Annotated in this window: 27 protein-coding genes; 24 read left to right on the top strand and 3 right to left on the bottom strand. The window is 62.5% G+C overall.

Annotated features, from left to right (window positions below; genetic code table 11):
* Nucleotides 1-142 precede the first annotated feature (142 nt).
* Nucleotides 143-679, top strand: coding sequence for a glycine zipper 2TM domain-containing protein (locus OU419_RS22135; protein WP_254470608.1), 537 nt, complete (start codon nucleotides 143-145; stop codon nucleotides 677-679).
* 106 nt (nucleotides 680-785) lie between these two features.
* Here OU419_RS22135 and suhB read toward each other — a convergent pair whose 3' ends face one another.
* Nucleotides 786-1,601: a type III secretion system regulator SuhB gene (suhB, locus tag OU419_RS22130; RefSeq protein ID WP_254470609.1), complete on the bottom strand. Its 816-nt coding sequence runs from the start codon at nucleotides 1,599-1,601 to the stop codon at nucleotides 786-788.
* A gap of 147 nt (nucleotides 1,602-1,748) precedes the next feature.
* On the opposite strand from suhB, the gene trmJ reads away from it, so the two are divergent.
* The 21 genes from trmJ to OU419_RS22025 all read left to right on the top strand — a co-directional run bounded on the left by trmJ (nucleotide 1,749) and on the right by OU419_RS22025 (nucleotide 20,396).
* Nucleotides 1,749-2,528, top strand: a complete 780-nt coding sequence (gene trmJ, locus OU419_RS22125; RefSeq protein ID WP_254470610.1) for a tRNA (cytosine(32)/uridine(32)-2'-O)-methyltransferase TrmJ — start codon at nucleotides 1,749-1,751, stop codon at nucleotides 2,526-2,528.
* Entirely contained in the window at nucleotides 2,521-3,297 is a 777-nt protein-coding gene (cysE, locus tag OU419_RS22120; protein WP_254470611.1) for a serine O-acetyltransferase, read from the top strand. The genes trmJ and cysE overlap by 8 nt, the downstream gene beginning before the upstream one ends.
* 139 nt (nucleotides 3,298-3,436) lie before the next feature.
* Nucleotides 3,437-3,928, top strand: coding sequence for a Fe-S cluster assembly transcriptional regulator IscR (gene iscR, locus OU419_RS22115; protein ID WP_254470612.1), 492 nt, complete (start codon nucleotides 3,437-3,439; stop codon nucleotides 3,926-3,928).
* Between the two features lie 28 nt (nucleotides 3,929-3,956).
* Nucleotides 3,957-5,171 carry an IscS subfamily cysteine desulfurase gene (locus OU419_RS22110; RefSeq protein ID WP_254470613.1) on the top strand — a complete coding sequence of 405 codons (1,215 nt, stop codon included), beginning with the start codon at nucleotides 3,957-3,959 and terminating at the stop codon, nucleotides 5,169-5,171.
* Nucleotides 5,172-5,198: 27 nt separating this feature from the next.
* Nucleotides 5,199-5,585 carry a Fe-S cluster assembly scaffold IscU gene (gene iscU / locus OU419_RS22105; protein WP_009616164.1) on the top strand — a complete coding sequence of 129 codons (387 nt, stop codon included), beginning with the start codon at nucleotides 5,199-5,201 and terminating at the stop codon, nucleotides 5,583-5,585.
* Between the two features lie 28 nt (nucleotides 5,586-5,613).
* Complete coding sequence (gene iscA, locus OU419_RS22100) at nucleotides 5,614-5,937, top strand: iron-sulfur cluster assembly protein IscA (RefSeq protein WP_254470614.1); 324 nt, start codon at nucleotides 5,614-5,616, stop codon at nucleotides 5,935-5,937.
* A gap of 8 nt (nucleotides 5,938-5,945) precedes the next feature.
* Nucleotides 5,946-6,467, top strand: coding sequence for a co-chaperone HscB (gene hscB / locus OU419_RS22095; protein ID WP_254470615.1), 522 nt, complete (start codon nucleotides 5,946-5,948; stop codon nucleotides 6,465-6,467).
* Between the two features lie 45 nt (nucleotides 6,468-6,512).
* Nucleotides 6,513-8,372, top strand: coding sequence for a Fe-S protein assembly chaperone HscA (gene hscA / locus OU419_RS22090; protein WP_254470616.1), 1,860 nt, complete (start codon nucleotides 6,513-6,515; stop codon nucleotides 8,370-8,372).
* Nucleotides 8,373-8,378: 6 nt separating this feature from the next.
* Nucleotides 8,379-8,717 carry an ISC system 2Fe-2S type ferredoxin gene (gene fdx, locus OU419_RS22085; protein WP_254470617.1) on the top strand — a complete coding sequence of 113 codons (339 nt, stop codon included), beginning with the start codon at nucleotides 8,379-8,381 and terminating at the stop codon, nucleotides 8,715-8,717.
* Between the two features lie 14 nt (nucleotides 8,718-8,731).
* A complete protein-coding gene (gene iscX / locus OU419_RS22080; protein ID WP_017522288.1) occupies nucleotides 8,732-8,932 on the top strand; it encodes a Fe-S cluster assembly protein IscX in 201 nt (66 codons plus the stop codon).
* A 250-nt stretch (nucleotides 8,933-9,182) separates the two neighbouring features.
* Nucleotides 9,183-9,614: a nucleoside-diphosphate kinase gene (ndk, locus tag OU419_RS22075; RefSeq protein WP_015478499.1), complete on the top strand. Its 432-nt coding sequence runs from the start codon at nucleotides 9,183-9,185 to the stop codon at nucleotides 9,612-9,614.
* A 27-nt stretch (nucleotides 9,615-9,641) separates the two neighbouring features.
* Nucleotides 9,642-10,790, top strand: coding sequence for a 23S rRNA (adenine(2503)-C(2))-methyltransferase RlmN (gene rlmN, locus OU419_RS22070; protein WP_254470618.1), 1,149 nt, complete (start codon nucleotides 9,642-9,644; stop codon nucleotides 10,788-10,790).
* Nucleotides 10,791-10,805: 15 nt separating this feature from the next.
* Entirely contained in the window at nucleotides 10,806-11,564 is a 759-nt protein-coding gene (pilW, locus tag OU419_RS22065; RefSeq protein ID WP_254470619.1) for a type IV pilus biogenesis/stability protein PilW, read from the top strand.
* Complete coding sequence (locus tag OU419_RS22060) at nucleotides 11,561-12,577, top strand: RodZ domain-containing protein (RefSeq protein ID WP_254470620.1); 1,017 nt, start codon at nucleotides 11,561-11,563, stop codon at nucleotides 12,575-12,577. The genes pilW and OU419_RS22060 overlap by 4 nt, the downstream gene beginning before the upstream one ends.
* 1 nt (nucleotide 12,578) lies before the next feature.
* Nucleotides 12,579-13,691 carry a flavodoxin-dependent (E)-4-hydroxy-3-methylbut-2-enyl-diphosphate synthase gene (ispG, locus tag OU419_RS22055; RefSeq protein ID WP_254470621.1) on the top strand — a complete coding sequence of 371 codons (1,113 nt, stop codon included), beginning with the start codon at nucleotides 12,579-12,581 and terminating at the stop codon, nucleotides 13,689-13,691.
* A gap of 18 nt (nucleotides 13,692-13,709) precedes the next feature.
* Complete coding sequence (hisS, locus tag OU419_RS22050) at nucleotides 13,710-14,999, top strand: histidine--tRNA ligase (protein WP_254470622.1); 1,290 nt, start codon at nucleotides 13,710-13,712, stop codon at nucleotides 14,997-14,999.
* A 25-nt stretch (nucleotides 15,000-15,024) separates the two neighbouring features.
* The gene (locus tag OU419_RS22045; RefSeq protein WP_254470623.1) at nucleotides 15,025-15,669 is read left to right on the top strand and encodes a YfgM family protein; all 645 of its coding nucleotides are present in this window, start codon (nucleotides 15,025-15,027) and stop codon (nucleotides 15,667-15,669) included.
* 1 nt (nucleotide 15,670) lies between these two features.
* On the top strand, nucleotides 15,671-16,813 hold the full coding sequence (gene bamB, locus OU419_RS22040; protein WP_254470624.1) for an outer membrane protein assembly factor BamB: 1,143 nt from the start codon (nucleotides 15,671-15,673) through the stop codon (nucleotides 16,811-16,813).
* Between the two features lie 83 nt (nucleotides 16,814-16,896).
* Nucleotides 16,897-18,384, top strand: coding sequence for a ribosome biogenesis GTPase Der (gene der, locus OU419_RS22035; RefSeq protein ID WP_254470625.1), 1,488 nt, complete (start codon nucleotides 16,897-16,899; stop codon nucleotides 18,382-18,384).
* Between the two features lie 81 nt (nucleotides 18,385-18,465).
* Complete coding sequence (locus OU419_RS22030; protein ID WP_254470626.1) at nucleotides 18,466-19,614, top strand: pyridoxal phosphate-dependent aminotransferase; 1,149 nt, start codon at nucleotides 18,466-18,468, stop codon at nucleotides 19,612-19,614.
* Nucleotides 19,602-20,396 carry an amidohydrolase gene (locus OU419_RS22025; protein WP_254470627.1) on the top strand — a complete coding sequence of 265 codons (795 nt, stop codon included), beginning with the start codon at nucleotides 19,602-19,604 and terminating at the stop codon, nucleotides 20,394-20,396. The genes OU419_RS22030 and OU419_RS22025 overlap by 13 nt, the downstream gene beginning before the upstream one ends.
* Nucleotides 20,397-20,523: 127 nt before the next feature.
* Here OU419_RS22025 and OU419_RS22020 read toward each other — a convergent pair whose 3' ends face one another.
* Nucleotides 20,524-21,477 carry an aldo/keto reductase gene (locus OU419_RS22020; RefSeq protein WP_254470628.1) on the bottom strand — a complete coding sequence of 318 codons (954 nt, stop codon included), beginning with the start codon at nucleotides 21,475-21,477 and terminating at the stop codon, nucleotides 20,524-20,526.
* Between the two features lie 333 nt (nucleotides 21,478-21,810).
* On the opposite strand from OU419_RS22020, the gene dapA reads away from it, so the two are divergent.
* Both dapA and OU419_RS22010 read left to right on the top strand, forming a co-directional pair.
* Nucleotides 21,811-22,677, top strand: a complete 867-nt coding sequence (gene dapA, locus OU419_RS22015) for a 4-hydroxy-tetrahydrodipicolinate synthase (protein WP_254470629.1) — start codon at nucleotides 21,811-21,813, stop codon at nucleotides 22,675-22,677.
* Between the two features lie 65 nt (nucleotides 22,678-22,742).
* Nucleotides 22,743-23,075, top strand: coding sequence for a DUF5629 family protein (locus OU419_RS22010; protein WP_254470630.1), 333 nt, complete (start codon nucleotides 22,743-22,745; stop codon nucleotides 23,073-23,075).
* Between the two features lie 133 nt (nucleotides 23,076-23,208).
* Here the strand turns inward: OU419_RS22010 and OU419_RS22005 are convergent, their stop codons facing one another.
* Entirely contained in the window at nucleotides 23,209-23,685 is a 477-nt protein-coding gene (locus tag OU419_RS22005; RefSeq protein ID WP_254470631.1) for a hypothetical protein, read from the bottom strand.
* Nucleotides 23,686-23,730 lie beyond the last annotated feature (45 nt).

The following is a 23,730-nucleotide window of genomic DNA, read 5'->3' as shown; positions in this document are numbered from 1 at the left end:
TGTCAAGAGAACTCCCGCCTAGGCGGGAGTTTTCATTTGTGTGATTTGTCACTCGATCTCAAGGGAACTTTCTTACAAATTTCGCCTTCCAAGGCAAGGTAAAGGGCAGAGCCCGAACGAGACGAAAGACCAGGAGGTTTATGTGAACAAGTCGTTGCTCATCGGTACCGTGCTGGGCGCTGTAGGCGTGACTGCCGGTGGCGCCGTGGCTACCTACAGTCTGGTGGATCGCGGGCCGGAATACGCCGAGGTGCTCGCTGTCCAGCCGGTCAAGGAAACCATCAAGACGCCTCGCCAGGTCTGCAAGGATGTCGCAGTTACTCACCAGCGTCCGGTCAAAGACACTCATCAGATCGCCGGTACTGCTATTGGCGCCATCGCTGGCGGCCTGCTGGGCAACCAGATCGGTGGTGGCAACGGCAAGAAGATCGCCACCGTGGCAGGTGCCATTGGCGGCGGTTATGCCGGGAACAAGGTGCAGGAAGGCATGCAGGAGCGTGATACCTACACCACGACTGAAACCCGCTGCAGTACCGTCAATGACACCAGCGAGAAGGTCGTTGGCTATGACGTGAAGTACCTGCTGGATGGCAAGGCCGGTCAGGTTCGCATGGATCGCGATCCGGGTTCGCAGATTCCTGTCGACAAAAGCGGTCGATTGATCCTGGGTCAGCAATAAGCATTCGCCAGGAGTAGAAGAAAAAGGCGCCCATCGGGCGCCTTTTTCTTTGCTCGGAGGTGCGGGTATGAAAAAGCCCGGCATTGCCGGGCTCTTTCATGAGGGATCAGCGCTTGAGCGACGGTGGCAGGTGCGGCTGGATGCTGGTCAGCAGAGCCTTGAAGCACTTGGTGTTGCCCGCCACGATATGGCCCTTCTCAAGGAACTCATGACCGCCAGTGAAATCGCTCACCAGGCCGCCCGCTTCCTGGATCAGCAGTGCGCCGGCCGCCATGTCCCATTCGGACAGGCCGAATTCCCAGAATGCGTCGTACCGACCGGCGGCGACATAGGCCAGATCGAGGCTGGCGGCACCGGCGCGGCGGATGCCTGCGGTCTGGCCGACCAGGCTGCGGAACATGCCCAGGTAAGCGTCGAGATTGTCCAGTTGGCTGTCGCGGAACGGGAAGCCGGTGCCCAGCAGTGCGCCTTCCAGGCTCTTGCGGTTGCTGACGCGCAGGCGGCGGCCGTTCAGGGCTGCGCCGCGGCCACGGCTGGCGGTGAATTCTTCCTGGCGAATCGGATCGAGCACAACGGCGTGTTCGAGTCGGCCGCGGTATTTGCAGGCAATGCTGATAGCGAAGTGCGGGACGCCGTGGATGAAGTTGGTGGTGCCGTCCAGCGGATCGATGATCCACAGGTAATCGGCGCCTTCGCCGCTACCTTCCAGCATGCCGCCTTCTTCGCCCATGATTCCGTGGTTCGGGTAGGCCTTGCGCAGTGCGGTGACGATGGAGAGCTCGGCGGCGCGGTCGACCTCGGTGACGTAGTCCTTGGCCTCTTTCTCGTTGACCGAGAGGGTGTCCAGGCGTTCGATGGAGCGGAAGATCAGTTCACCGGCGCTGCGAGCGGCGCGCAGGGCGATATTCAGCATAGGCTGCATGGAGAGGTCACCTGGGTCGTTAAAGAAAGCCGGCCATTCTAGCAGAAAACTGCGATGGTCATAGAGTGACCTGTCGGCTGCGTGGCGCAAGACCCACCGCTGCGGTAGGATTCCCTCCCTTTCGCTTTAAGTGTGGAGTCGCTGGCGTTGCTCGACAGAATTCGCGTGGTGCTGGTCAATACCAGCCATCCCGGCAATATCGGCGGCGCGGCCCGTGCGATGAAGAACATGGGCCTGTCGCGCCTGGTGCTGGTCGATCCGATGGATTTCCCCAGTGGCGAAGCGCGCGCGCGGGCTTCCGGTGCCGATGACATCCTCGATGCCGCCGTGGTCGTACCGACCCTGGAGGAGGCGCTCGCCGGTTGTAGCCTGGTGCTCGGTACCAGTGCGCGTGATCGTCGCATTCCCTGGCCTCTGCTCGATCCTCGCGAGTGCGCTACTACCAGCCTGCAACATGTGGCGCAGGGTGGGGAGGTCGCTCTGGTTTTCGGTCGCGAATACGCAGGTTTGACCAATGAGGAATTGCAGCGATGTCAATTCCATGTGCATATCCCGGCCAATCCCGAGTTCAGCTCGCTGAACCTGGCGACTGCGGTACAGGTGCTGGTTTATGAGGTGCGCATGGCCTGGCTGGCTGCACAAGGCCAGCCAACCAAGCAGGAGAAGGTGGAAACCACGGCGATGCTCAACAGCCTGCCGGTGACGGCGGATGAGTTGGAACGCTTCTACTCGCACCTGGAGTCCACGCTGGTGGATATCGCCTTCCTCGATCCGCAGAAGCCCCGGCATCTCATGTCACGCCTGCGGCGCCTGTACGGTCGCAGCGGCATCAGCAAGCTGGAGATGAATATCCTGAGGGGTATTCTCACCGAAACACAGAAGGCTGCTCGTGGGGAGCTTTCCAAGCGGAGTGATCAAGATGTTTGAGCGTGTACGCGAAGATATCCAGAGCGTATTTCATCGTGACCCGGCGGCGCGCAATGCGTTCGAGGTGCTCACTTGCTACCCCGGCCTGCATGCTGTCTGGTTGCATCGCCTGGCGCATGCGCTGTGGACCTCCGGCTGGAAGTGGCTGGCGCGCCTGGTGTCGAATTTCGGTCGCTGGATGACCGGCATCGAGATTCATCCCGGGGCGAGGATCGGTCGGCGCTTCTTCATCGACCACGGCATGGGGATCGTCATTGGCGAGACTGCCGAGATTGGTGATGACGTGACCATCTATCAGGGGGTGACCCTGGGTGGTACCAGTTGGAACAAGGGCAAGCGCCACCCGACGCTGGCTGATGGCGTGGTCGTGGGGGCTGGTGCCAAGGTGCTTGGTCCGTTCACCGTTGGGGCTGGCGCCAAGGTCGGCTCCAATGCCGTTGTGACCAAGGAAGTGCCGCCAGGCGCTACCGTGGTCGGTATCCCCGGCCGCATCATCATGAAGGATGACGCCGAACTGCAGGCCAAGCGCCAGGCTATGGCAGAGAAGCTGGGCTTCGATGCCTATGGTGTCAGTCAGGACATGCCGGACCCGGTGGCGCGCGCCATTGGTCAGTTGCTTGATCATCTGCAGGCCGTGGATGGCCGCCTCGAAGGCATGTGCAAAGCGCTGACTGCCTTGGGGAGCGACTACTGCGCCAAGGATCTGCCGGTTCTGCGTGAGGAGGACTTCGCGGGCGTGAAGGATTTGGAAGGCAAGTCGGCGCAGTGATGCGCCGACGATGGCCCTCTGCTAGAATACCGCGCCGCCCGCTGGTTAATTCCGACTAAAGTAATAGGTCTTATAGTTGACTTAAATACTCGGAAAAGAGCATACTTTCCCTAAACCAGCGATTCTTTCGGAAATTCCCATGCGATTGACCACCAAAGGCCGCTATGCCGTCACCGCCATGCTCGATCTGGCGTTGCACGCCCAGCGTGGTCCGGTTTCTCTCGCCGATATCTCCGAGCGTCAGGGTATCTCCCTGTCCTATCTCGAACAGCTGTTCGCCAAATTGCGCCGTGGCAATCTGGTGGTCAGCGTGCGTGGTCCGGGCGGCGGCTACCAATTGTCGCGTGACATGACCGGCATTCACGTCGCTCAGGTGATCGATGCGGTCAACGAGTCGGTGGATGCCACTCGTTGCCAGGGGCAGGGTGACTGCCATTCCGGCGACACCTGTCTGACCCACCACTTGTGGTGTGATCTCAGTCAGCAGATTCATGAGTTCCTCAGCGGCATCAGTCTCGCCGACCTGGTCGAGCGCCGCGAAGTTCAAGAGGTGGCCCAGCGCCAGGATGAGCGCCGCTGTTCGGGCAAGACGCCGCGCCTCGACAAGATTGAAGCGTCCGCCATCGATTGAGCGAACGCCCGCCTGTAGGAGTTACCTGATGAAATTGCCGATTTACCTCGACTATTCCGCCACGACCCCGGTTGATCCGCGTGTCGCTCAGAAAATGGCTGACTGCCTGCTGGTGGACGGCAACTTCGGCAACCCGGCCTCGCGCTCGCACGTCTTCGGCTGGAAGGCCGAGGAGGCTGTCGAGAACGCCCGTCGCCAGGTCGCCGAGCTGGTCAATGCCGATCCCCGCGAGATTGTCTGGACTTCCGGCGCCACCGAGTCAGATAACCTGGCGATCAAGGGGGTTGCGCACTTCTATGCCGGCAAGGGCAAGCACATCGTCACCTCGAAGATCGAGCATAAGGCCGTGCTGGATACCACTCGCCAGCTCGAGCGTGAAGGTTTCGAAGTGACCTACCTCGATCCGACCGAAGATGGTCTGATCACTCCGGCCCAGGTCGAAGCGGCTCTGCGTGAGGACACCATTCTGGTGTCGATCATGCACGTGAACAACGAAATCGGCACCATCAACGATATCGCTGCCATCGGTGAATTGACTCGCTCCCGTGGTGTGCTGTTCCATGTGGACGCCGCCCAGTCCACCGGCAAGGTGGATATCGACCTGGAGAAACTCAAGGTCGATCTCATGTCGTTCTCTGCGCACAAGACCTATGGCCCGAAGGGTATTGGCGCCCTCTACGTGCGCCGCAAGCCGCGCGTGCGCCTGGAAGCCCAGACCCACGGCGGCGGCCACGAGCGTGGCATGCGTTCCGGTACCCTGGCCACTCACCAGATCGTCGGCATGGGCGAAGCCTTCCGCATTGCGAAGGAAGAAATGCACCAGGAAAACGAGCGCATCCGCGCCCTGCGTGACCGTTTCTACGCGCAGCTGGAAGGTCTGGAAGAGCTGTACATCAACGGCAGCCTGACCCAGCGCGTGCCGCATAACCTGAACGTCAGCTTCAACTACGTCGAAGGCGAGTCGCTGATCATGGCCCTGAAAGACCTCGCGGTCTCCTCGGGCTCAGCGTGTACCTCTGCTTCCCTCGAGCCGTCCTACGTCCTGCGTGCCCTTGGCCGCAACGACGAACTGGCGCACAGCTCCATACGTTTCACCTTCGGCCGCTTCACTACTGAGGAAGAGGTCGACTACGCCGCCAAGCAGGCGGTGGAAGCCGTTTCCAAGCTGCGCGAGCTCTCGCCGCTGTGGGATATGTTCAAAGAGGGTGTCGACCTGTCCAAGGTCGAATGGCAGGCCCACTGACCCGCCCCGTAGAAGTGAGGATTAGCCATGGCATACAGTGACAAGGTCATCGACCACTACGAAAACCCGCGCAACGTCGGCAAGCTCGATGCTGAAGATCCGGACGTCGGTACCGGTATGGTCGGTGCACCGGCATGCGGCGACGTTATGCGTTTGCAGATCAAGGTCAATGAACAGGGCGTGATCGAAGACGCAAAGTTCAAGACCTACGGCTGTGGTTCGGCCATTGCCTCCAGCTCCCTTGCCACCGAGTGGATGAAAGGCAAGACCCTGGATGAGGCCGAATCGATCAAGAATACCACCATCGCAGAGGAACTGGCCCTGCCGCCGGTGAAGATCCACTGCTCGGTACTCGCCGAGGATGCCATCAAGGCGGCCGTGCGCGACTACAAGCAGAAGAAAGGTCTTCTCTGATCTGCGATTCGTTGAGTAAGGAGTTCCCATGGCCATCAGCATGACCGAAGCCGCCGCCAACCATGTTCGCCGCTCCCTCGAGGGGCGCGGCAAGGGCGAGGGTATTCGTCTTGGCGTGCGCACCACCGGGTGTTCCGGGCTGGCCTACGTGCTGGAGTTCGTCGATGAGCTGGCGGCCGAGGATCGGGTGTTCGAGAGCCACGGCGTGAAGGTTATCATCGACCCGAAGAGCCTGGTCTACCTCGACGGTACCGAGTTGGACTTCGCCAAGGAAGGCCTCAACGAGGGCTTCAAGTTCAACAACCCGAACGTGCGCGGTGAGTGTGGCTGCGGCGAAAGCTTCAACGTCTGAGGTCGGGTGTGGGTAGTCCCTGTCACTTCGCGCTGTTCGACCTGCAGCCGGGCTTCCGAATCGATCTGGAAGCGCTTGGCAGCCGCTATCGCGAGCTGGTGCGCAGCGTGCACCCGGATCGTTTCGCCGATGCTTCCGAGCGCGAGCAGCGGCTGGCGCAGGCCAAAGCCGCCGAGCTCAACGATGCCTACCAGACGCTGAAAAGCGCTCCGCGCCGTGCGTTGTACCTGCTGGCTCTGCGTGGCAATGCGCTGCCGCTGGAGGCGACGGTGCAGGATCCTGAGTTCCTTCTGCAGCAGATGCAGTTGCGCGAGGATCTGGAAGACCTGCAGGACAGCGCTGATCTGGATGGCGTTGCGCAGTTCAAGCGACAGTTGAAATCGGCCCAGCAGCAGTTGGAAACGGATTTTGCCGACATCTGGGACGATGCTTCCCGTCGCGATCTGGCGGAGCGCCTGGTGCGCCGCATGCAGTTCCTCGACAAGCTGGCGCAGGAAGTGCGCCAGTTGGAAGAGCGACTCGACGATTAATTCGCGTGGCCCCAGGCCGCGCCCGATAGCCTGATTAGAAACCGCATGGCCCTATTGCAGATCGCCGAGCCCGGCCAGACTCCCCAGCCACACCAGCGTCGCCTGGCCGTGGGGATCGACCTGGGCACCACCAATTCCCTGGTTGCCGCTGTGCGCAGCGGCATCACCGCGCCGCTGCCCGATGAACATGGCGAAGTGATTCTGCCGTCGGCGGTGCGTTATCTCGCTGATCGCACCGAGGTAGGGGAGAGTGTTCGTGCCAATGCCTCCCAGGATCCATTGAATTCCATCATCTCGGTCAAGCGCCTGATGGGGCGTGGCCTGGAAGATGTGAAGCAGCTTGGCGGCCAACTGCCGTATCGCTTCATTCAGGGCGAGTCGCACATGCCCTTCATCGAGACCGTCCAGGGCGCCAAGAGCCCCGTGGAAGTCTCGGCGGAAATCCTGCGAGCGCTGCGCCAGCGTGCCGAATCCACCCTCGGCGGTGAGCTGGTCGGTGCGGTGATTACCGTTCCCGCGTATTTCGACGATGCCCAGCGCCAGGCTACCAAGGACGCTGCGCGTCTGGCAGGCCTGCATGTACTGCGCCTGCTCAACGAACCTACTGCCGCGGCGGTCGCCTACGGGCTGGACAAGAACGCCGAAGGCGTCGTCGCGATTTATGACCTGGGTGGCGGTACTTTCGATATCTCCATCCTGCGCCTGACCCGCGGTGTCTTCGAGGTGCTGGCTACAGGCGGCGACACCGCCCTGGGGGGGGATGATTTCGATCATGCCATCGCTGGCTGGATCATCGAGCAGGCCGGTCTCTCGGCTGACCTCGATCCCGGCGCCCAGCGCAGCCTCCTGCAAGCTGCATGCGCAGCCAAGGAGGCGTTGACCGACAGCGCGAGCGTGCTCGTGGGCTACCAAGGCTGGTCCGGTGAGCTTACTCGTGCGCAACTGGAATCGCTGATCGATCCGCTGATCCAGCGCAGTCTCAAGGCTTGCCGCCGTGCCGTGCGCGACTCCGGCGTGGAGCTGGAGGAAGTCAGTGCCGTAGTCATGGTTGGCGGGTCCACCCGTGTCCCACGCGTGCGTGAGCTGGTGGGTGAGTTGTTCGGACGCGAGCCGTTGACCGATATCGATCCGGACCAGGTGGTCGCCATCGGTGCGGCCATCCAGGCCGATGCGCTTGCCGGCAACAAGCGCGGCGAAGAGCTGCTGCTGCTGGACGTGATTCCTCTGTCGCTTGGCCTGGAAACTATGGGTGGGCTGATGGAGAAGGTGATTCCGCGCAACACCACCATTCCGGTGGCTCGCGCCCAGGAGTTCACTACCTACAAGGATGGCCAGACGGCCATGATGATCCATGTGCTGCAGGGTGAGCGTGAGCTGGTCAAGGATTGCCGCTCCCTGGCGCGCTTCGAATTGCGCGGTATCCCGCCGATGGTGGCGGGTGCGGCGAAGATCCGGGTGAGTTTCCAGGTCGATGCCGATGGCCTGCTGGGAGTTTCTGCCCGCGAACTGTCGTCAGGCGTCGAGGCCAGCATTCAGGTCAAGCCGTCCTATGGCCTGACCGATGGCGAAATCGCCCGTATGCTGCAGGACTCCTTCCAGTATGCCAGTGACGATATGGCAGCCCGCGCCCTGCGCGAGCAGCAGGTCGAGGCGCAGCGCCTGCTGGAGGCTGTGCAGTCGGCCCTGGACGTCGACGGCGAGCGCCTGCTGGATGCCGACGAGCGCGCGGTCATCGATGCTGGCATGGAGGCCCTCCGCGAGCTGGCTGTCGGTACCGACACCGTGGCTATCGAGCAGCAGGTCAAGCGCCTGTCCCAGTTGACCGACGCTTTTGCCGCGCGCCGTATGGACGCCACCGTAAAAGCCGCATTGGCCGGTCGCCGGCTCAACGAAATCGAGGAATGAACCAAGATGCCGCAGATTGTATTTCTGCCGAACGCCGAACATTGCCCTGAGGGTGCGGTGATCGAGGCCCAGCCGGGCGAAACCATCATCAAGGCTGCGCTGCGCAACGGCATCGAGATCGAGCACGCCTGCGAGATGTCCTGTGCCTGCACCACCTGCCATGTGATCGTGCGTGAAGGCTTCAGCTCCATGGAGCCTTCCGACGAGCTGGAAGACGACATGCTGGACAAGGCCTGGGGGCTGGAGCCGGATTCGCGCCTGTCTTGCCAGGCGGTGGTCGGCGACAAGGATCTGGTGGTGGAGATTCCGAAGTACACCATCAACCAGGTGTCCGAAGGTCACTGAGCGGAGCGTCAGCGATGAGTCTGAAATGGGTTGATGTGCTCGAAATCGCCATCCAACTGGCCGAATCCAAGCCGGATGTCGATCCGCGCTACGTGAATTTCGTCGATCTGCACCGCTGGGTGCTGGCTTTGCCGGAGTTCAGCGACGATCCTTCGCGCGGCGGCGAGAAGGTCCTGGAGGCCATTCAGGCGGCCTGGATCGAAGAGGCGGACTGAAGGTGCGGCTCGAGTGAGCCGCGTACCCATTTGTCCTGAACCCGCGTATAATTCGCGGGTTTTATCTTTAGGTGAGCTCTGAAAAAATCCCGCGGGATTTCCAGAGCCGCCGGTCCTGCCGCAGTTGGGGCCGGCCCCGCGCCCGCCGTGTCTTCGCACGTCGCTTGCGGCAACCCCTTGAATCTCGGGAGCTCCTGGCCTTGTCAGGGGCTTCTTGGCTTTACCAACCTTGCTTTCCGGAGTTATTTCCATGGCCCTGCAACGTACCTTCTCCATCATCAAGCCCGACGCTGTTGCCAAGAACGTCATCGGCGAAATCCTGACCCGCTTCGAAAAAGCCGGTCTGCGCGTCGTAGCTTCCAAGATGGTCCAACTGTCCGAGCGCGAAGCCGGTGGTTTCTACGCCGAGCACAAAGAGCGTCCCTTCTTCAAGGATCTGGTTGCCTTCATGACTTCCGGTCCGGTCGTCGTCCAGGTTCTGGAAGGCGAAGACGCCATTCTGCGCAACCGTGAGCTGATGGGCGCCACCGACCCGAAGAAAGCCGACGCCGGCACCATCCGTGCCGACTTCGCCGTCTCCATCGACGAGAACGCCGTACACGGTTCCGACTCGGAAGCTTCCGCTGCTCGCGAAATCGCTTACTTCTTCTCCAGCACCGAGGTGTGCGAGCGCATCCGCTGATTAAGGCGAGTGTGCGAGGGTGAATCCATGACTGATACCGCTGTAAAGGCCAACCTGCTGGGCATGACCAAACCCCAGCTCGAGGAATTCTTCGAGTCCATCGGTGAAAAGCGCTTCCGCGCCGGCCAGGTGATGCAATGGATTCACCACTTTGGCGCCGTCGATTTCGACGCCATGACGAACGTCGGCAAGGCCTTGCGCGAAAAGCTCAAGGCCGTTGCCGAAATTCGCCCTCCGGAGATCGTCAGCCAGGACATTTCCTCTGACGGTACCCGCAAGTGGGTGGTACGCGTGGCCTCGGGCAGTTGCGTCGAGACCGTGTATATCCCGCAGGGCGGTCGCGGCACTCTGTGCGTATCGTCCCAGGCCGGTTGCGCGTTGGACTGCAGCTTCTGCTCCACTGGTAAGCAAGGCTTCAACAGCGACCTGACCTCCGCCGAGATCATCGGCCAGGTGTGGATCGCCAACCAGTCGTTCGGAACCGTTCCAGGCAAGATCGACCGTGCCATCACCAACGTGGTGATGATGGGCATGGGTGAGCCGCTGCTGAACTTCGACAACGTCGTGACAGCCATGAGCATCATGATGGAGGATCTTGGCTACGGCATTTCCAAGCGCAAGGTGACCCTGTCCACCTCTGGCGTAGTGCCGATGATCGACAAGCTTGCCGAAGTGACCGACGTGTCCCTGGCCCTGTCGCTGCACGCACCGAACGACGAGTTGCGTAACAAGCTGGTGCCGATCAACAAGAAGTACCCGCTGGAGATGCTGCTCGACTCCTGCTATCGCTACATCACGCGCCTGGGCAAGGAGCGCGTGCTGACCGTCGAATACACGTTGCTTGCCAACGTCAACGACCAGCCCGAGCACGCCGAGCAGTTGATCGCGTTGCTCAAGGATTTTCCTTGCAAGATCAACCTCATTCCGTTTAATCCGTTCCCGCACTCTGGTTACGAGCGGCCGAGCAACAATGCCATTCGCCGTTTCCAGGACATGTTGCACAAGGGCGGTTTCAACGTGACCGTACGCACCACTCGCGGCGACGATATCGACGCCGCCTGTGGACAACTGGTGGGGCAGGTGATGGACCGCACCCGCCGCAGCGAGCGCTATATCGCCGTTCGACAGTTGGCCACCGAGGCCGAGCCTGCGACCAGCGCTGCCAACCGAAACTGACCCGGGAGGATTCCTATGACCCTGCGCGCCGCGCTGTTCTTACTGTTGGCAACCGTGCTGACGGGTTGCGTGACGACTGGCAAACAGGATCCCATGAAAACCGACAAGGGCCGGAACGAGGCGCGCGACGCCTATATCCAGCTCGGTATCGGTTACCTGCAGATGGGCAATACCGAGCAGGCCAAGGTGCCGCTGCGCCAGGCGCTGGAAATCGACTCGTCCAGCGCTGACGCCCATGCCGCTCTGGCTGTGGTCTACCAGACCGAGATGGAGCCCAAGCTCGCCGAGAGCGAGTTCCGCAAGGCATTGTCCTCGCGTTCCGGCGACGCCCGCATTCTCAATAACTACGGTAGTTTCCTGTTCGAGCAGAAACGCTACAAGGAAGCCTACGATACCTACATGAAGGCCACCGAAGACGGCCTCTACTCCGAGAGGTCGCGTATCTTCGAGAACCTTGGCCTGGTCAGTCTGCAACTGAAGGATCGCGCGCAGGCCAAGCAGTTCTTTGAAAAGGCCATTCGCCTGAATCGCAACCAGCCCGGTGCGCTGATCGAGATGGCCGACCTGAGCTATCAGGATCGCGAATACGTACCGGCGCGCGCCTACTACGGCGAGTACCTCAAGATCGGGCCGCAGACCGCGCGCAGCCTCTTGCTGGGGATTCGACTGGCAAAGATTTTCGATGACCGGGATACCGCCGCCAGCTTCGGGCTGCAACTCAAGCGCCTGTATCCCGCTTCTCCTGAATACCAGGCATACCAGGCGGAAAAATGATGAACACGTCGCAGTCCGATGTCATCGGCACGACCCGCGCCAACCCTGGCGAGACACTGCGTCAGGCACGCGAGAGCAAGGGCTGGAGCACCGCGCAGGTCGCGGGGCAACTGAATCTGACGGAAAACGCCCTGCGCCAGTTGGAGCAGGGTTCGTTCGAGCAGTTGCCGGGCCACACCTTTGCGCGCGGCTACATCCGCGCCTACGCCAAGCTGTTGGGCATGGATCAGGCCCAGATGGTCACCGCCTTCGACCAGTACACCGGCACCGATGCAACCGGCAGCAACGTGCAGAGCCTTGGTCGCGTAGTCGAGCCGGTGCGCCTGTCGCGCAACCTGCTGCGCCTGTTCAGCCTGGTGTTGCTCGCGCTGCTGATCGCCTTCGGTTACTTCTGGTGGCAGGAACGCTCGGCCCGACCGCAGGAAAGCGGCAATCTCAGCATGGAGCATGTCGAGGTAGAGAGCGCTGACGGCACCACCGAAATTCATACCCTTGACGAGCCTGAAGACCAGGCTGTCGCCGAGGATCAGGCCAATACCCCGGCTGCCCCTGCCGAGCCGTTGAGCGACGACGCGGTTGCCGAGGCTCCGGTCGAGGCCGCACCGCCTGCCGCATCGGCTTCGCCTGGTGTACCGGCCTCCGCCGCCGCGCCGGCCGTTCCCGCTCCGGCCGCACCGGTCGCAGCGGTTCCTCCGCAGGCGACCGTGGCTCCTGCTACCCCGGCAGTTCCAGCCGAGTCCACCCCTGCAGCTCCGGTTGTCGCCGCGGCCGGTCAGGGTGTGGTCAAGGTTCAATTCACTCAGGACTGCTGGACCCAGCTCACCGATGCCGATGGCAAGGTCCTGTTCAGCGCGCTCAAGCGCAAGGGTGATTCCCTGGAGCTGGCCGGCAAGGTGCCGATGGAGCTGCGCCTGGGCTTCGCCCGTGGCGTTCAGGTCAGCTATAACGGCCAGCCGGTCGATGTGACCCCGTCCCGGGGCGAAACCGCACGCCTGAAGTTGGGTGGACAGTAAGATGCATTGCGAGTCTCCGATCAAACGTCGCCTATCCCGCAAGATCTGGGTGGGCAATGTGCCGGTGGGTGGGGATGCCCCCATCGCCGTGCAGAGCATGACCAACACCGATACCCTGGACGTTGCCGCCACTGTCGCCCAGATCCGCCGTCTCGAGGAGGCTGGCGCCGACATTGTGCGCGTCTCCGTGCCGGATATGGACGCCGCCGAGGCATTCGGCAGGATCAAGCGGCAGGTGAATGTCCCGCTGGTGGCGGATATTCACTTCGACTACAAGATTGCTCTGCGCGTAGCCGAGCTGGGCGTTGATTGCCTGCGCATCAACCCTGGCAATATCGGGCGCGAAGACCGCGTGAAAGCCGTGGTGGACGCCGCCCGCGAGCGCAATATCCCGATCCGCATCGGCGTCAACGCCGGCTCGCTGGAGAAGGATCTGCAGAAGAAATACGGCGAGCCGACTCCCGAGGCCCTGCTGGAATCGGCCATGCGCCATGTCGACTACCTCGACAAGCTGGACTTCCAGAACTTCAAGGTCAGCGTGAAGGCTTCCGATGTCTTCATGGCCGTGGCTGCCTACCGCCTGCTGGCCAAGGAAATCGAACAGCCCCTGCACCTGGGCATCACCGAAGCCGGTGGGTTGCGTTCGGGGACGGTGAAGTCCGCGGTTGGCCTGGGCATGCTGCTCGCCGAAGGTATCGGCGACACCATTCGCATTTCCCTGGCCGCCGATCCGGTGGAAGAGATCAAAGTCGGCTTCGATATCCTCAAGTCGCTGCGCCTGCGCTCCCGTGGTATCAACTTCATTGCCTGCCCGAGCTGCTCGCGGCAGAACTTCGATGTGGTGAAAACCATGAACGAGCTTGAAGGTCGCCTCGAAGACCTGCTGGTTCCGCTGGATGTCGCCGTGATCGGTTGCGTGGTGAACGGCCCAGGCGAGGCCAAGGAAGCGCATATCGGCTTGACCGGCGGTACGCCGAGCAACCTGATCTACATCGACGGCAAGCCTGCGCAGAAGCTGCAGAACGAAAATCTGGTGGATGAGCTGGAACGGCTGATCCGCGAAAAGGCGGCCGAGAAGGCCGAGGCCGACGCAGCACTGATCGTGCGCGGCTGATCGCAACAAGGACCCTACGTGAGCAAGTCCCTGCAAGCCATTCGTGGCATGAACGATATCCTGCCGGAGCAGACCCCGGCCTGGCGCTATCTGGAGCGTACCTTCGCCGGCCTGCTGGACGGTTACGGCTACAACGAAATTCGACTGCCGATCCTGGAGTTCACCGAACTCTTCGCCCGCGGTATCGGTGAAGGCACCGACGTAGTCGACAAGGAGATGTACACCTTCCTCGACCGCAACGGTGAATCCCTGACCATGCGTCCCGAAGGGACCGCAGGTTGCGTGCGTGCCGTGCTCGAACACGGCCTCAGTGGCGGCGGCCAGGTACAAAAACTCTGGTACACCGGCCCGATGTTCCGCTACGAGAAGCCGCAGAAGGGCCGCTATCGCCAGTTCCATCAGATTGGCGTGGAAGTCTTCAACCTGCCTGGCCCGGACATCGACGCCGAGCTGATCATCCTTACCTGGCGCCTGTGGAAGAAGCTGGGCATGGCCGATGCAGTGACCCTGCAACTCAATACCCTGGGCTCCAGCGAAGCTCGCGCGCGTTATCGTGACGACCTGGTCGCCTACCTGCAGGATCGCTTCGATCAGCTCGATGAAGACAGCCAGCGTCGCATGACCACCAATCCGCTGCGCATTCTCGACAGCAAGGTCGAAAGCACCCAGGCCCTTCTGGTCGGCGCGCCGACCCTGCACGACTACCTGGATGAAGAGTCGCTCGCCCACTTCGAGGGCCTGAAAGCTCGCCTCGATGCGGTCGGCCTGCGCTATGAAATCAACCAGAAGCTGGTTCGCGGCCTGGACTACTACTGCCGTACCGCTTTCGAGTGGGTCACCGACAAACTCGGCGCCCAGGGTACTGTGTGTGGCGGTGGTCGTTACGACGGACTGGTCAGCCAGTTCGGCGGCAAGCCGACTCCCGGTGTCGGCTTCGCGATGGGTGTGGAGCGCCTGGTGCTGCTGCTGGAGACCCTCGGCGTAGTACCGGATGAACTCAATCGCCCGGCGGACCTCTATCTGTGCGCCTTCGGCGAGGCTTCCGAGCTGGCTGGTCTGGCACTGGCCGAGCGTCTGCGCGATGCCATCCCCGGCATTCGCCTGCTGGTCAATGCCGGCGGCGGCAGCTTCAAGAGCCAGTTCAAGAAAGCCGACAAGAGCGGTGCACAGTTCGCAATGATTCTGGGTGACGACGAACTGGCCAATCGCGTGGTAGGTTTCAAGCCCCTGCGTGGCGAGGGCGAACAACAGAATATCGCCTGGGACGCTCTGCCCGAGCACCTGGCAGCCTGTCTGCAGCAGGCCTGAGAAAAGACCGAATAGGAGTATTGGGGTGAGCACGCGTACCGAAGAAGAACAACTGGCGGACATCAAGGACTGGTGGCAGCGCAATGGCATGCCCCTCCTGACTGGCGCGGCATTGGCGCTGGTAGTGGTGTTCGGCTGGCAGGCCTGGAAAAAGTACCAGACCAACCAGGCCCAGGGCGCCTCCGTGGTCTACCAGGCCCTGCTGGAAACCGCACTGAACCCAACGGGCAAGCCGGATACCGCCAAGGTCGCCGAGCTGGCAGGCAAGCTCACTACCGAATATGCCGGGACTCCGTATTCCCAGTATGGCCGCCTGTTCGTCGCCAAGGTCGCCGTGGAGAGCGGCAAGCTGGATGACGCTGCACTTGAACTCAAGGCGATCGTCGACAAGCCGGTCGATGCCACCCTCGGCGAACTGGCGCGTCAGCGTCTGGCCCGGGTGATGGGTGCCCAGGGCAAGGCTGAGGATGCGCTGAAGCTGCTCGACGCAAAGGTAGAGAAGGCCTATGTCGCCACACGCGAGGAACTGCGTGGCGATCTGCTGGTGCAGCTCAAGCGTGAAGGCGAAGCCCGTGCCGCCTATGAAAAGGCCAAGGCCGCGCTGCCAGAGGATGCCGCTGTCGGCGCTCTGCAGATGAAGCTCGATGACCTGGCCAAGGGAGACGCCTGACATGCTGCGTTGGAAGCACGCCGCGCTGCTCGCGCTGACTCTGTTGGCCGTAGGTTGCAGCAGCAACAGCAAGAAAGAACTGCCGCCGGCGGAACTGACCGATTTCAAGGAAGAGGTTCGCCTGGAGAAGCAATGGAGCCGCTCGGTCGGCGACGGCCAGGGCGAGCTCTACAACCTGCTCGAACCGGCGGTGGATGGCCAGACCATCTACGCCGCGTCCGCCGAAGGCCGGGTCATGGCGATCCAGCGTGAAAGCGGCGATGTACTCTGGAAAAAAGACCTGGACCTGCCGGTTTCCGGCGCGGTTGGCGTAGGCAACGGCCTTGTTCTGCTCGGCACCCTGCGTGGCGATGTGATTGCCTTGGACGCGGGTTCCGGCGAGCAGAAATGGCGCGCCAAGGTCACCAGCGAAGTGCTGGCCGCTCCGGCCACCAACGGTGACGTGGTGGTGGTGCAGACCCAGGACGACAAACTGGTCGCTTTCGATGCCTCCACCGGTAACCAGCGCTGGCTCTACGAAAGCACTGTCCCCGTGCTGACCCTGCGCGGTACCGGCGCTCCGCTGATCGCCGGCCGCCTTGCGCTGGCCGGCCTGGCCAGCGGCAAGGTCGTTGCAGTGGATGTGCAGCGTGGCCTGCCGGTCTGGGAGCAGCGCGTAGCTATTCCTCAGGGCCGCTCCGAGCTGGATCGCGTGGTCGATATCGACGGCGGCCTGCTGTTGGTCGACAACGTTCTCTACGTCGCCAGCTACCAGGGGCGTGCCGCAGCTCTGGACGTAAGCTCGGGCCGAGTCCTGTGGCAGCGCGAAGCGTCGAGCTATGTCGGCGTGGCCGAAGGCACCGGCAGCGTATTCGTCGCCCAGGCCAGCGGTACCGTGGAAAGCCTTGATTCCCGTGGTTCGTCCTCGCTGTGGAGCAACGACGCCCTTGCTCGCCGCCAGTTGTCGGCTCCGGCAGTGTTCTCGAGCAACGTGGTGGTCGGTGACCTGGAGGGTTACGTTCACCTGCTGAGCCAGGTGGATGGTCGTTTCGTTGGCCGCGAGAAGGTCGATGGCGACGGCGTGCGGGTTCGCCCGTTGGTAGTCGGCAGTTGGATGTACGTGTTCGGCAACAGCGGCAAGCTGGTCGCCTACACGCTCCGCTAAGCTGGGTGTTACTGCCGGCCGCTGCCGTAGATCACGGCAGCGGCCGTCGTGTTTTCTGAAAATCAAATTTCCTGGAGAGCCGCATGGTTCCCGTAATAGCCCTGGTGGGCCGCCCCAACGTCGGCAAGTCCACCCTGTTCAACCGCCTGACTCGCACCCGCGACGCTATCGTTGCCGAGTACGCGGGTCTGACCCGCGACCGCCAGTACGGCGAGGCCAAGTGGCAGGGCAAGAAATTCATCGTCATCGACACTGGTGGTATATCCGGTGACGAAGAAGGTATCGATGCCAAGATGGCCGAGCAGTCACTGCAGGCCATCGAGGAGGCTGACGCTGTCCTGTTCATGGTCGACTCCCGCGCGGGCCTGACCGCCGCCGACCAGATGATCGCCGAGCACCTGCGCAAGCGGAACAAGCGCAGCTTCCTGGTGGCGAACAAGGTCGATACCGTTGATCCTGACATCGCCCGCGCCGAATTCAGCCCGCTGGGCCTTGGCCACGCGATTCCCATCGCCGCGGCCCACGGTCGCGGCATCACCCAGATGCTCCAGGAAGCCCTGGGGGACATGTTCACTCCCGAGCCCGAGGCGCCGGAAGACAACGACCTGCCCGGCGAACTGGAAGAAGTTGCCGAGGGTGAGGAAGCCAAACGCATCCCCGGTCCGAGCGAGAAGGATGGCATCAAGATCGCCATCATCGGCCGCCCTAACGTTGGCAAGTCCACCCTGGTCAACCGCATGCTCGGCGAAGAGCGTGTGATCGTCTACGACCAGGCCGGCACTACCCGCGACAGCATCTATATCCCCTTCGAGCGTAACGAAGAGAAGTACACCCTCATCGATACTGCCGGCGTGCGCCGCCGCGGGAAGATCTTCGAGGCTGTGGAGAAGTTCTCCGTGGTGAAGACCCTCCAGGCGATTCAGGACGCCAACGTGGTCATCTTCGTCATGGACGCCCGCGAAGGTGTGGTCGAGCACGACCTTAATCTGCTGGGCTTCGTGCTGGAGACTGGCCGTGCGCTGGTGATCGCGCTGAACAAGTGGGATGGCATGGAATCGGCCGAGCGCGATTATGTGAAGACCGAGCTGGAGCGCCGGCTGATGTTCGCCGACTTCGCCGACATCCATTTCATCTCCGCGCTGCACGGCACCGGGGTCGGCCACCTGTACAAGTCGGTACAGGATTCGTTCCGTTCGGCCGTGACCCGCTGGCCTACCAGCAAGCTCACGCAGATCCTCGAAGACGCCATCCAGGTTCACCAGCCGCCGATGATCAATGGCCGCCGCATCAAGCTGCGTTATGCTCACCTGGGCGGTGCCAACCCGCCGCTGATCGTGATCCACGGGAACCAGGTAGATGCCGTGCCCAAGGCCTACACCCGTTACCTGGAGAAGACCTACCGACGTGTACTCAAGCTGGTCGGTACGCCGATCCGCATCGAGTACAAGGGCGGCGACAACCCCTTCGAAGGCAAGAAGACCCAGCTCACCGAACGCCAGGTCAACAAGAAGCGCCGGCTGATGTCGCACCACAAGAAGGCCGAGAAGAAAAAGAAAGACAAACGTAAATAACGTCTTTCGTACTTCTGGCGCCCGGCTGCAGGCGATAGAGTAGGAGCCCTCCACCTATCGTCCGCAGCCTGTAGTCACGCCATGCTCACCAGCAAACTGCCGAACGTCGGCACGACCATTTTTACCCGCATGTCCCAGCTCGCCGCCGAATGTGGTGCGCTGAACCTCTCTCAGGGTTTCCCCGACTTCGATAGCCCCGCGCCCTTGCTCGAAGCCGTCGCCCGCCACGTAATGGCCGGGCACAACCAGTACAGCCCGATGACCGGCTTGCCGGCCTTGCGCGAACAGGTCGCGGCCAAGGTCGCCAGCTTCTATGGTCGCAACGTCAGCGCAGACGCCGAGGTGACCATAGTTCCCGGTGCGACCGAGGGGATCTTCTGCGCGGTACAGGCGCTGATCCGCGCTGGTGACGAGGCCATTGTCCTTGACCCCTGCTACGACAGCTACGAGCCCTCGGTGGAACTGGCCGGCGGTCGCTGCGTGCATGTGCCGCTGAGCCTTCCGGACTTCCGCATCGACTGGCAGCGCATGGCTGACGCCATCACCCCGCGTACCCGCCTGATCTTCCTCAACAGCCCGCACAATCCCAGCGGCGCGCTGATCGACCGTGCGGACCTCGACCGCCTGGCGGCGCTGATCCGCGACCGCGAGATCTACCTGATCAGTGACGAGGTCTACGAGCACCTGATCTATGACGGCGTGCAGCATGCCAGCGTGCTGGCCCACGACGAACTGTACCCACGCGCCTTCGTCATCAGCTCCTTCGGCAAGACTTACCACGTGACCGGCTGGAAAACCGGCTATGTGGTGGCGCCGCCGACGCTGTCGGCGGAGATGCGCAAGATTCACCAGTACGTGAACTTCTGCGGCGTGACTCCACTGCAGTGGGCGCTGGCCGACTTCATGGCGGCGCACCCTGAGCACCTGCGCGAGCTGCCAGGCTTCTACCAGGCCAAGCGCGACCTGTTCTGCGACCTGCTGGAAGGCTCGCGCTTCCGTTTCCGGCGCGCCGCCGGCACCTACTTCCAAGTGGTCGACTACTCGGTGATCCGCCCGGACCTCGACGACGTGGCCATGTCCGAATGGCTGACCCGCGAACACGGCGTGGCCGCCATCCCTGTCTCGGTGTTCTACCAGCAGGCCCCGGCGGACATGCGCCTGGTGCGTTTCTGCTTCGCCAAAAAAGAGGAGACGCTGCGTCAGGCGGCGGAAAGACTATGCGCGATCTGAGCCAACTGCCCGACCTCAAGCTGGCTCTGGTGCAGACCACCCTGGTCTGGCACGACGCCAAGGCCAACCGCGAGCGCTTCGACGCGCTGCTGGAGAACGCTCGCGGCGCGGATCTGGTGATTCTGCCGGAGATGTTCACCACCGGCTTCTCCATGGACTCCGAGGCGCTGGCCGAGGCGGAGGAGGGCGAGACCTACACCTGGCTGCGTGGCCAGGCCGCCAAGCTCGATGCCGTGGTCTGCGGCAGCGTGATCATTCGCGCCGCCGACGGCAGCCATCGCAACCGCCTGCTCTGGGCGCGCCCGGACGGCGAGGTGCAGCACTACGACAAGCGCCACCTGTTCCGCATGGCGGGCGAGCACAAGCACTACACGCCGGGCGAGCAGCAGGTGCTGCTGGAGTGGAAGGGCTGGCGGATTCGCCCGCTGGTCTGTTACGACCTGCGTTTCCCGGTGTGGAGCCGCGATGCACAGGACACCGACCTGCTGCTCTATACCGCCAACTGGCCGGCCGCACGCCGCCAGCACTGGAACCGTCTGCTGCCGGCGCGGGCCATAGAGAACCTGTGCTACGTCGCGGCGGTCAACCGCGTGGGCGAGGATGGCAAGGGCCATGCTTACTCCGGCGATAGCCAGGTGCTCGATTTCCAGGGCGACAGCCTGCTCGCGGCGGGTGATGCCGACGGCGTGTTCCATATCTCCCTCAGCGCCGCCGAGCTGGCCGCCTACCGTGAGCGCTTCCCGGCCAATCTGGATGCGGACCGGTTCAGCATCGAGCCGTAACGGCGCTTGCCTGTAGGAGTGTGCCACGCGCCTGGCGCGCTCCTGCGCGGAGTTTCAGGTCGGCGCGTTACCCATGCTGTCGTTGCCGCCATTGATGCCACGCGGTCTGGCGTTCCCTATAGTTTCCTCAGTAGGCGCTGGCCGTGTTCAGGCGCTGCATGGCCTCCTCGTTGAGCTTGAGCTCGACCGCCGCGATCAGGTCCGGCAACTGCTCCAGCTTCGACGCGCTGACGATGGGGGCTGTGATGCTGGGGCGTGCCATCAGCCAGGCCAGCGCCACCTGTGCCGGTGTTGCGCTCAGCCCGCCCGCTACCTCTTCCAGGGCATCGATGATGGCGAAGCCGCGCTCGGTCATGTAATTCTTCACTTTGTAGCCGCGCACGCTGCTCTTGCCCAGGTCCGCTTCGCTACGGTACTTGCCGGTGAGGAAGCCGGCAGCCAGGGAGTAGAAGTTGATGACGCCTAGCCCCAGCTCCTTCACGGTTGGCTCCAGCCGCGTTTCGTAGTCGCTGCGATCATAGAGGTTGTAGTTGGGCTGGAGGCTTTGGTAATGCGGCAGCTTCAGGCGGTCGCAGACTTCCCGGGCTTCGCGCAGGCGCTTGGCGTCGAAGTTGGAGGCGCCGATGGCCCGGACCTTGCCGCGCTCCACCGCCTCGCCGAAGGCGCCCATCGTTTCCTCCACGGAAGTGTGCGGGTCGTCGCAATGCGACTGATAGAGATCGATGTAATCGGTCTGCAGCCGCTTCAGCGAACGCTCCAGCGCTTGCTCGATGTACACCGCTGACAGGCCCTTGTGGCCATTTCCCATGTCCATGCCGGCCTTAGTGGCGATCAGCACCTGATTACGCTTGCCGGTTTTCTTCAGCCACTTGCCGATCAGGGCTTCCGATTCGCCGCCGACATGTCCGGGCACCCAGCGCGAATAGACATCGGCGGTATCGATGCAGTTGATCCCGGCATCCAGCAGGGCGTCCAGCAGGCGGAACGACATGGCTTCGTCGGCGGACCAGCCGAACACGTTGCCGCCGAACACCAAGGGCGGAATGACCAGCCCCGACTGGCCCAGTTCGCGACGCTTCATTTCACATCTCCAAGACTGCGTTGTCGTTGATCCAGCATAGACGCTGGTGCCTGGTTGACAGCCTGAGGCGAGCCTGCGCACTATCAGGACCTGATTCGCATACCGGATTGCCCATGCTTGCCAACCTCGATCATTCGCTGCCACTGCCGGGCTTCTCCGCCCTGGCTGGCGCATGCATCGTCGTTGCCAAGAAATCGAAGAAACAGTCGCTCATTTGACCGGGGCGTGCTGTCCCGTCAGATGGGCTGACAGGACACACAAGGCGCTCTTCCGCGTGATTCCCACAGCCCTCCCTGACGGCGACCAGACGGTCAGCCACAAGGAGTTTTTTGCATGTCTACTTTTCGCGGAATCTGGATTGCCCTGGCCACGCCATTCCGAGGCGGGGAGATCGATTTCCCTGCCTTGCACACCCTGGTAAGCCGACTGCTGGAAGATGGCGTCAGGGGCTTCGTGGTGTGCGGTACTACGGGCGAAGCGGCGGCGCTCAGCCATGACGAACAACTCGCAGTGCTCGACGCAGTACTGCAGTGGGTACCGCCACACCAGGTGATCATGGGGCTGGCTGGCAACAATCTGCGTGAGCTGCTGGCGTTCCAGCAGCAGATCCAGAGCCGTCCACTGGCTGGCGTGCTGGTTCCGGCGCCTTACTACATCCGGCCGTCCCAGGCAGGGCTGGAGGTGTTCTTCCGCACACTGGCCGATGCTTCCCGTGTGCCGCTGGTGCTCTACGACATTCCCTATCGCACCGGGGTGCGCATCGAGCGTGAAACCCTGCGCCGCATTGTCCGCCACCCTCGCATCGCCGCGATCAAGGATTGTGCAGGCGACATCGAAACCACCCTCGCGCTGATCGCCGATGGCGAGGTCGAAGTGCTGACGGGGGAGGATCTGCAGATATTCAGCAACCTGTGCCTGGGTGGCGCCGGGGCGATTTCCGCCTCCGCCCACATACGCGCCGATCTTTTCGTGCGTATGCAGCGCCAGGTGGACTCTGGTGATGTGTCTGCCGCAAGAGGCACCTTCTACCGCCTGCTGCCTTGGATCCAGGCGGCCTTCGCCGAGCCGAACCCGGCGGCGATCAAGGCGGCGCTGGCCTTGCAGGGGATGATTGCCGATGAGCTGCGCGAGCCGATGCAGTCGTGCGCTCCGGCGACGGTCGAGCGACTGCGCAGGGTTTTGGAAGCGTTGGGCGATTAGGAGAGGAGGGGACGGCGATGGGTTTTGCTCTATCATGACGGCCTGCCCATTGCCGAGTGCCTGCCATGACCACGACTCCCTACCTGCTGGATCAACTGGAGACCGCCGACATGTTGTTGATCGACGGTCTGCATGCCTGGCAGTTCGAGCTGAACGAGTCGCTGCTGGACCAGGCAGATGCCGCTGCCCACGCGGACCAGCCCTTCGCCAGCGACGAAATGGTGCTGCGCATCGAGTCCATCGATGGCCGCGACCGGCGAGAGTGGCGCTTCACCTACAACGAGGTGATGGAGGCGCGTTACCAGTCCGAGGAGGAGAGCTGGCTGGTCCACGCCGGCGGCCAGGAGCACCGGCTCTGCTGCCTTGGTGCCGTCAGCGCAAGCGGCGACGACGAATGAAGTGAGAAGGCCCCGAGCGGGGCCTTCTTCATTTCCGGGCCGCCGATCTAGCCAGAATAGGGTATGGCGGGGCCAGCAACACACAGACACTCCCTGTGGAGGGAGCCTCCAGGCGAGCCTGCGCAGGGTGAAATCAGATGAAGCCGAGCAGGGATAGGATGAAGACGCTTGCGAAGAGTGCGGCCAGGACGCCGAGCAGGATCAGCAGGCTGACGCCGAAGGCGCGCCAGTTCGAGCGCCACTGGCCGCCACCGGCGAGGTGTCGCTCCAGTGCTACGCCAAAGCTCTGCTTGGCGAACTGGTACATGCCGAAGACAGAAGCGATAGCGATGGGCGTTCCGGAGATGTTGTCCGGCAGGAAGTAGCCGAGCAGGAAGATGCCGAGGGTGAGGCCGATGCCCATCAGCCAGGCGTTGCGGGCTTCATGGCCACGGCGCAGTGCCTTGAGGTTCTGCACAATGACCCAGGCGCCGGCAATGGGCGTGCCGAAGAAAGTGGCAATGCCAACGGCGGCGAGGCGATATAGAGGCTCGTCGGTATCGGTGGTGGCCGCGTCCTGGAGAATGGCAGCGGGAGTCTGGAAGGGATTGCCTTGCGAGGTGTCCGTCACGATTTCGCTCCTTCGAAATTCGAAAACAGCCCCGGACGCACAAGG

The organism is Pseudomonas triclosanedens, from assembly GCF_026686735.1.
GTDB classification, from domain to species: Bacteria; Pseudomonadota; Gammaproteobacteria; order Pseudomonadales; family Pseudomonadaceae; genus Pseudomonas; species Pseudomonas triclosanedens.
This window is presented reverse-complemented; position numbering and strand designations above follow the sequence as displayed.

What these genes read in the sequence shown, in the direction of transcription:
- OU419_RS22010 (WP_254470630.1), top strand. Translation starts at nt 22,743, where the DNA reads ATGACCACGACTCCCTACCTGCTGGATCAACTGGAGACCGCCGACATG.
- OU419_RS22020 (WP_254470628.1), bottom strand. Translation starts at nt 21,477, where the DNA reads ATGAAGCGTCGCGAACTGGGCCAGTCGGGGCTGGTCATTCCGCCCTTG.
- iscU (WP_009616164.1), top strand. Translation starts at nt 5,199, where the DNA reads ATGGCATACAGTGACAAGGTCATCGACCACTACGAAAACCCGCGCAAC.
- ispG (WP_254470621.1), top strand. Translation starts at nt 12,579, where the DNA reads ATGCATTGCGAGTCTCCGATCAAACGTCGCCTATCCCGCAAGATCTGG.
- dapA (WP_254470629.1), top strand. Translation starts at nt 21,811, where the DNA reads ATGTCTACTTTTCGCGGAATCTGGATTGCCCTGGCCACGCCATTCCGA.
- OU419_RS22110 (WP_254470613.1), top strand. Translation starts at nt 3,957, where the DNA reads ATGAAATTGCCGATTTACCTCGACTATTCCGCCACGACCCCGGTTGAT.
- hscA (WP_254470616.1), top strand. Translation starts at nt 6,513, where the DNA reads ATGGCCCTATTGCAGATCGCCGAGCCCGGCCAGACTCCCCAGCCACAC.
- der (WP_254470625.1), top strand. Translation starts at nt 16,897, where the DNA reads ATGGTTCCCGTAATAGCCCTGGTGGGCCGCCCCAACGTCGGCAAGTCC.
- iscA (WP_254470614.1), top strand. Translation starts at nt 5,614, where the DNA reads ATGGCCATCAGCATGACCGAAGCCGCCGCCAACCATGTTCGCCGCTCC.
- rlmN (WP_254470618.1), top strand. Translation starts at nt 9,642, where the DNA reads ATGACTGATACCGCTGTAAAGGCCAACCTGCTGGGCATGACCAAACCC.
- OU419_RS22060 (WP_254470620.1), top strand. Translation starts at nt 11,561, where the DNA reads ATGATGAACACGTCGCAGTCCGATGTCATCGGCACGACCCGCGCCAAC.
- fdx (WP_254470617.1), top strand. Translation starts at nt 8,379, where the DNA reads ATGCCGCAGATTGTATTTCTGCCGAACGCCGAACATTGCCCTGAGGGT.
- iscR (WP_254470612.1), top strand. Translation starts at nt 3,437, where the DNA reads ATGCGATTGACCACCAAAGGCCGCTATGCCGTCACCGCCATGCTCGAT.
- suhB (WP_254470609.1), bottom strand. Translation starts at nt 1,601, where the DNA reads ATGCAGCCTATGCTGAATATCGCCCTGCGCGCCGCTCGCAGCGCCGGT.
- OU419_RS22025 (WP_254470627.1), top strand. Translation starts at nt 19,602, where the DNA reads ATGCGCGATCTGAGCCAACTGCCCGACCTCAAGCTGGCTCTGGTGCAG.
- OU419_RS22030 (WP_254470626.1), top strand. Translation starts at nt 18,466, where the DNA reads ATGCTCACCAGCAAACTGCCGAACGTCGGCACGACCATTTTTACCCGC.
- bamB (WP_254470624.1), top strand. Translation starts at nt 15,671, where the DNA reads ATGCTGCGTTGGAAGCACGCCGCGCTGCTCGCGCTGACTCTGTTGGCC.
- ndk (WP_015478499.1), top strand. Translation starts at nt 9,183, where the DNA reads ATGGCCCTGCAACGTACCTTCTCCATCATCAAGCCCGACGCTGTTGCC.
- iscX (WP_017522288.1), top strand. Translation starts at nt 8,732, where the DNA reads ATGAGTCTGAAATGGGTTGATGTGCTCGAAATCGCCATCCAACTGGCC.
- cysE (WP_254470611.1), top strand. Translation starts at nt 2,521, where the DNA reads ATGTTTGAGCGTGTACGCGAAGATATCCAGAGCGTATTTCATCGTGAC.
- pilW (WP_254470619.1), top strand. Translation starts at nt 10,806, where the DNA reads ATGACCCTGCGCGCCGCGCTGTTCTTACTGTTGGCAACCGTGCTGACG.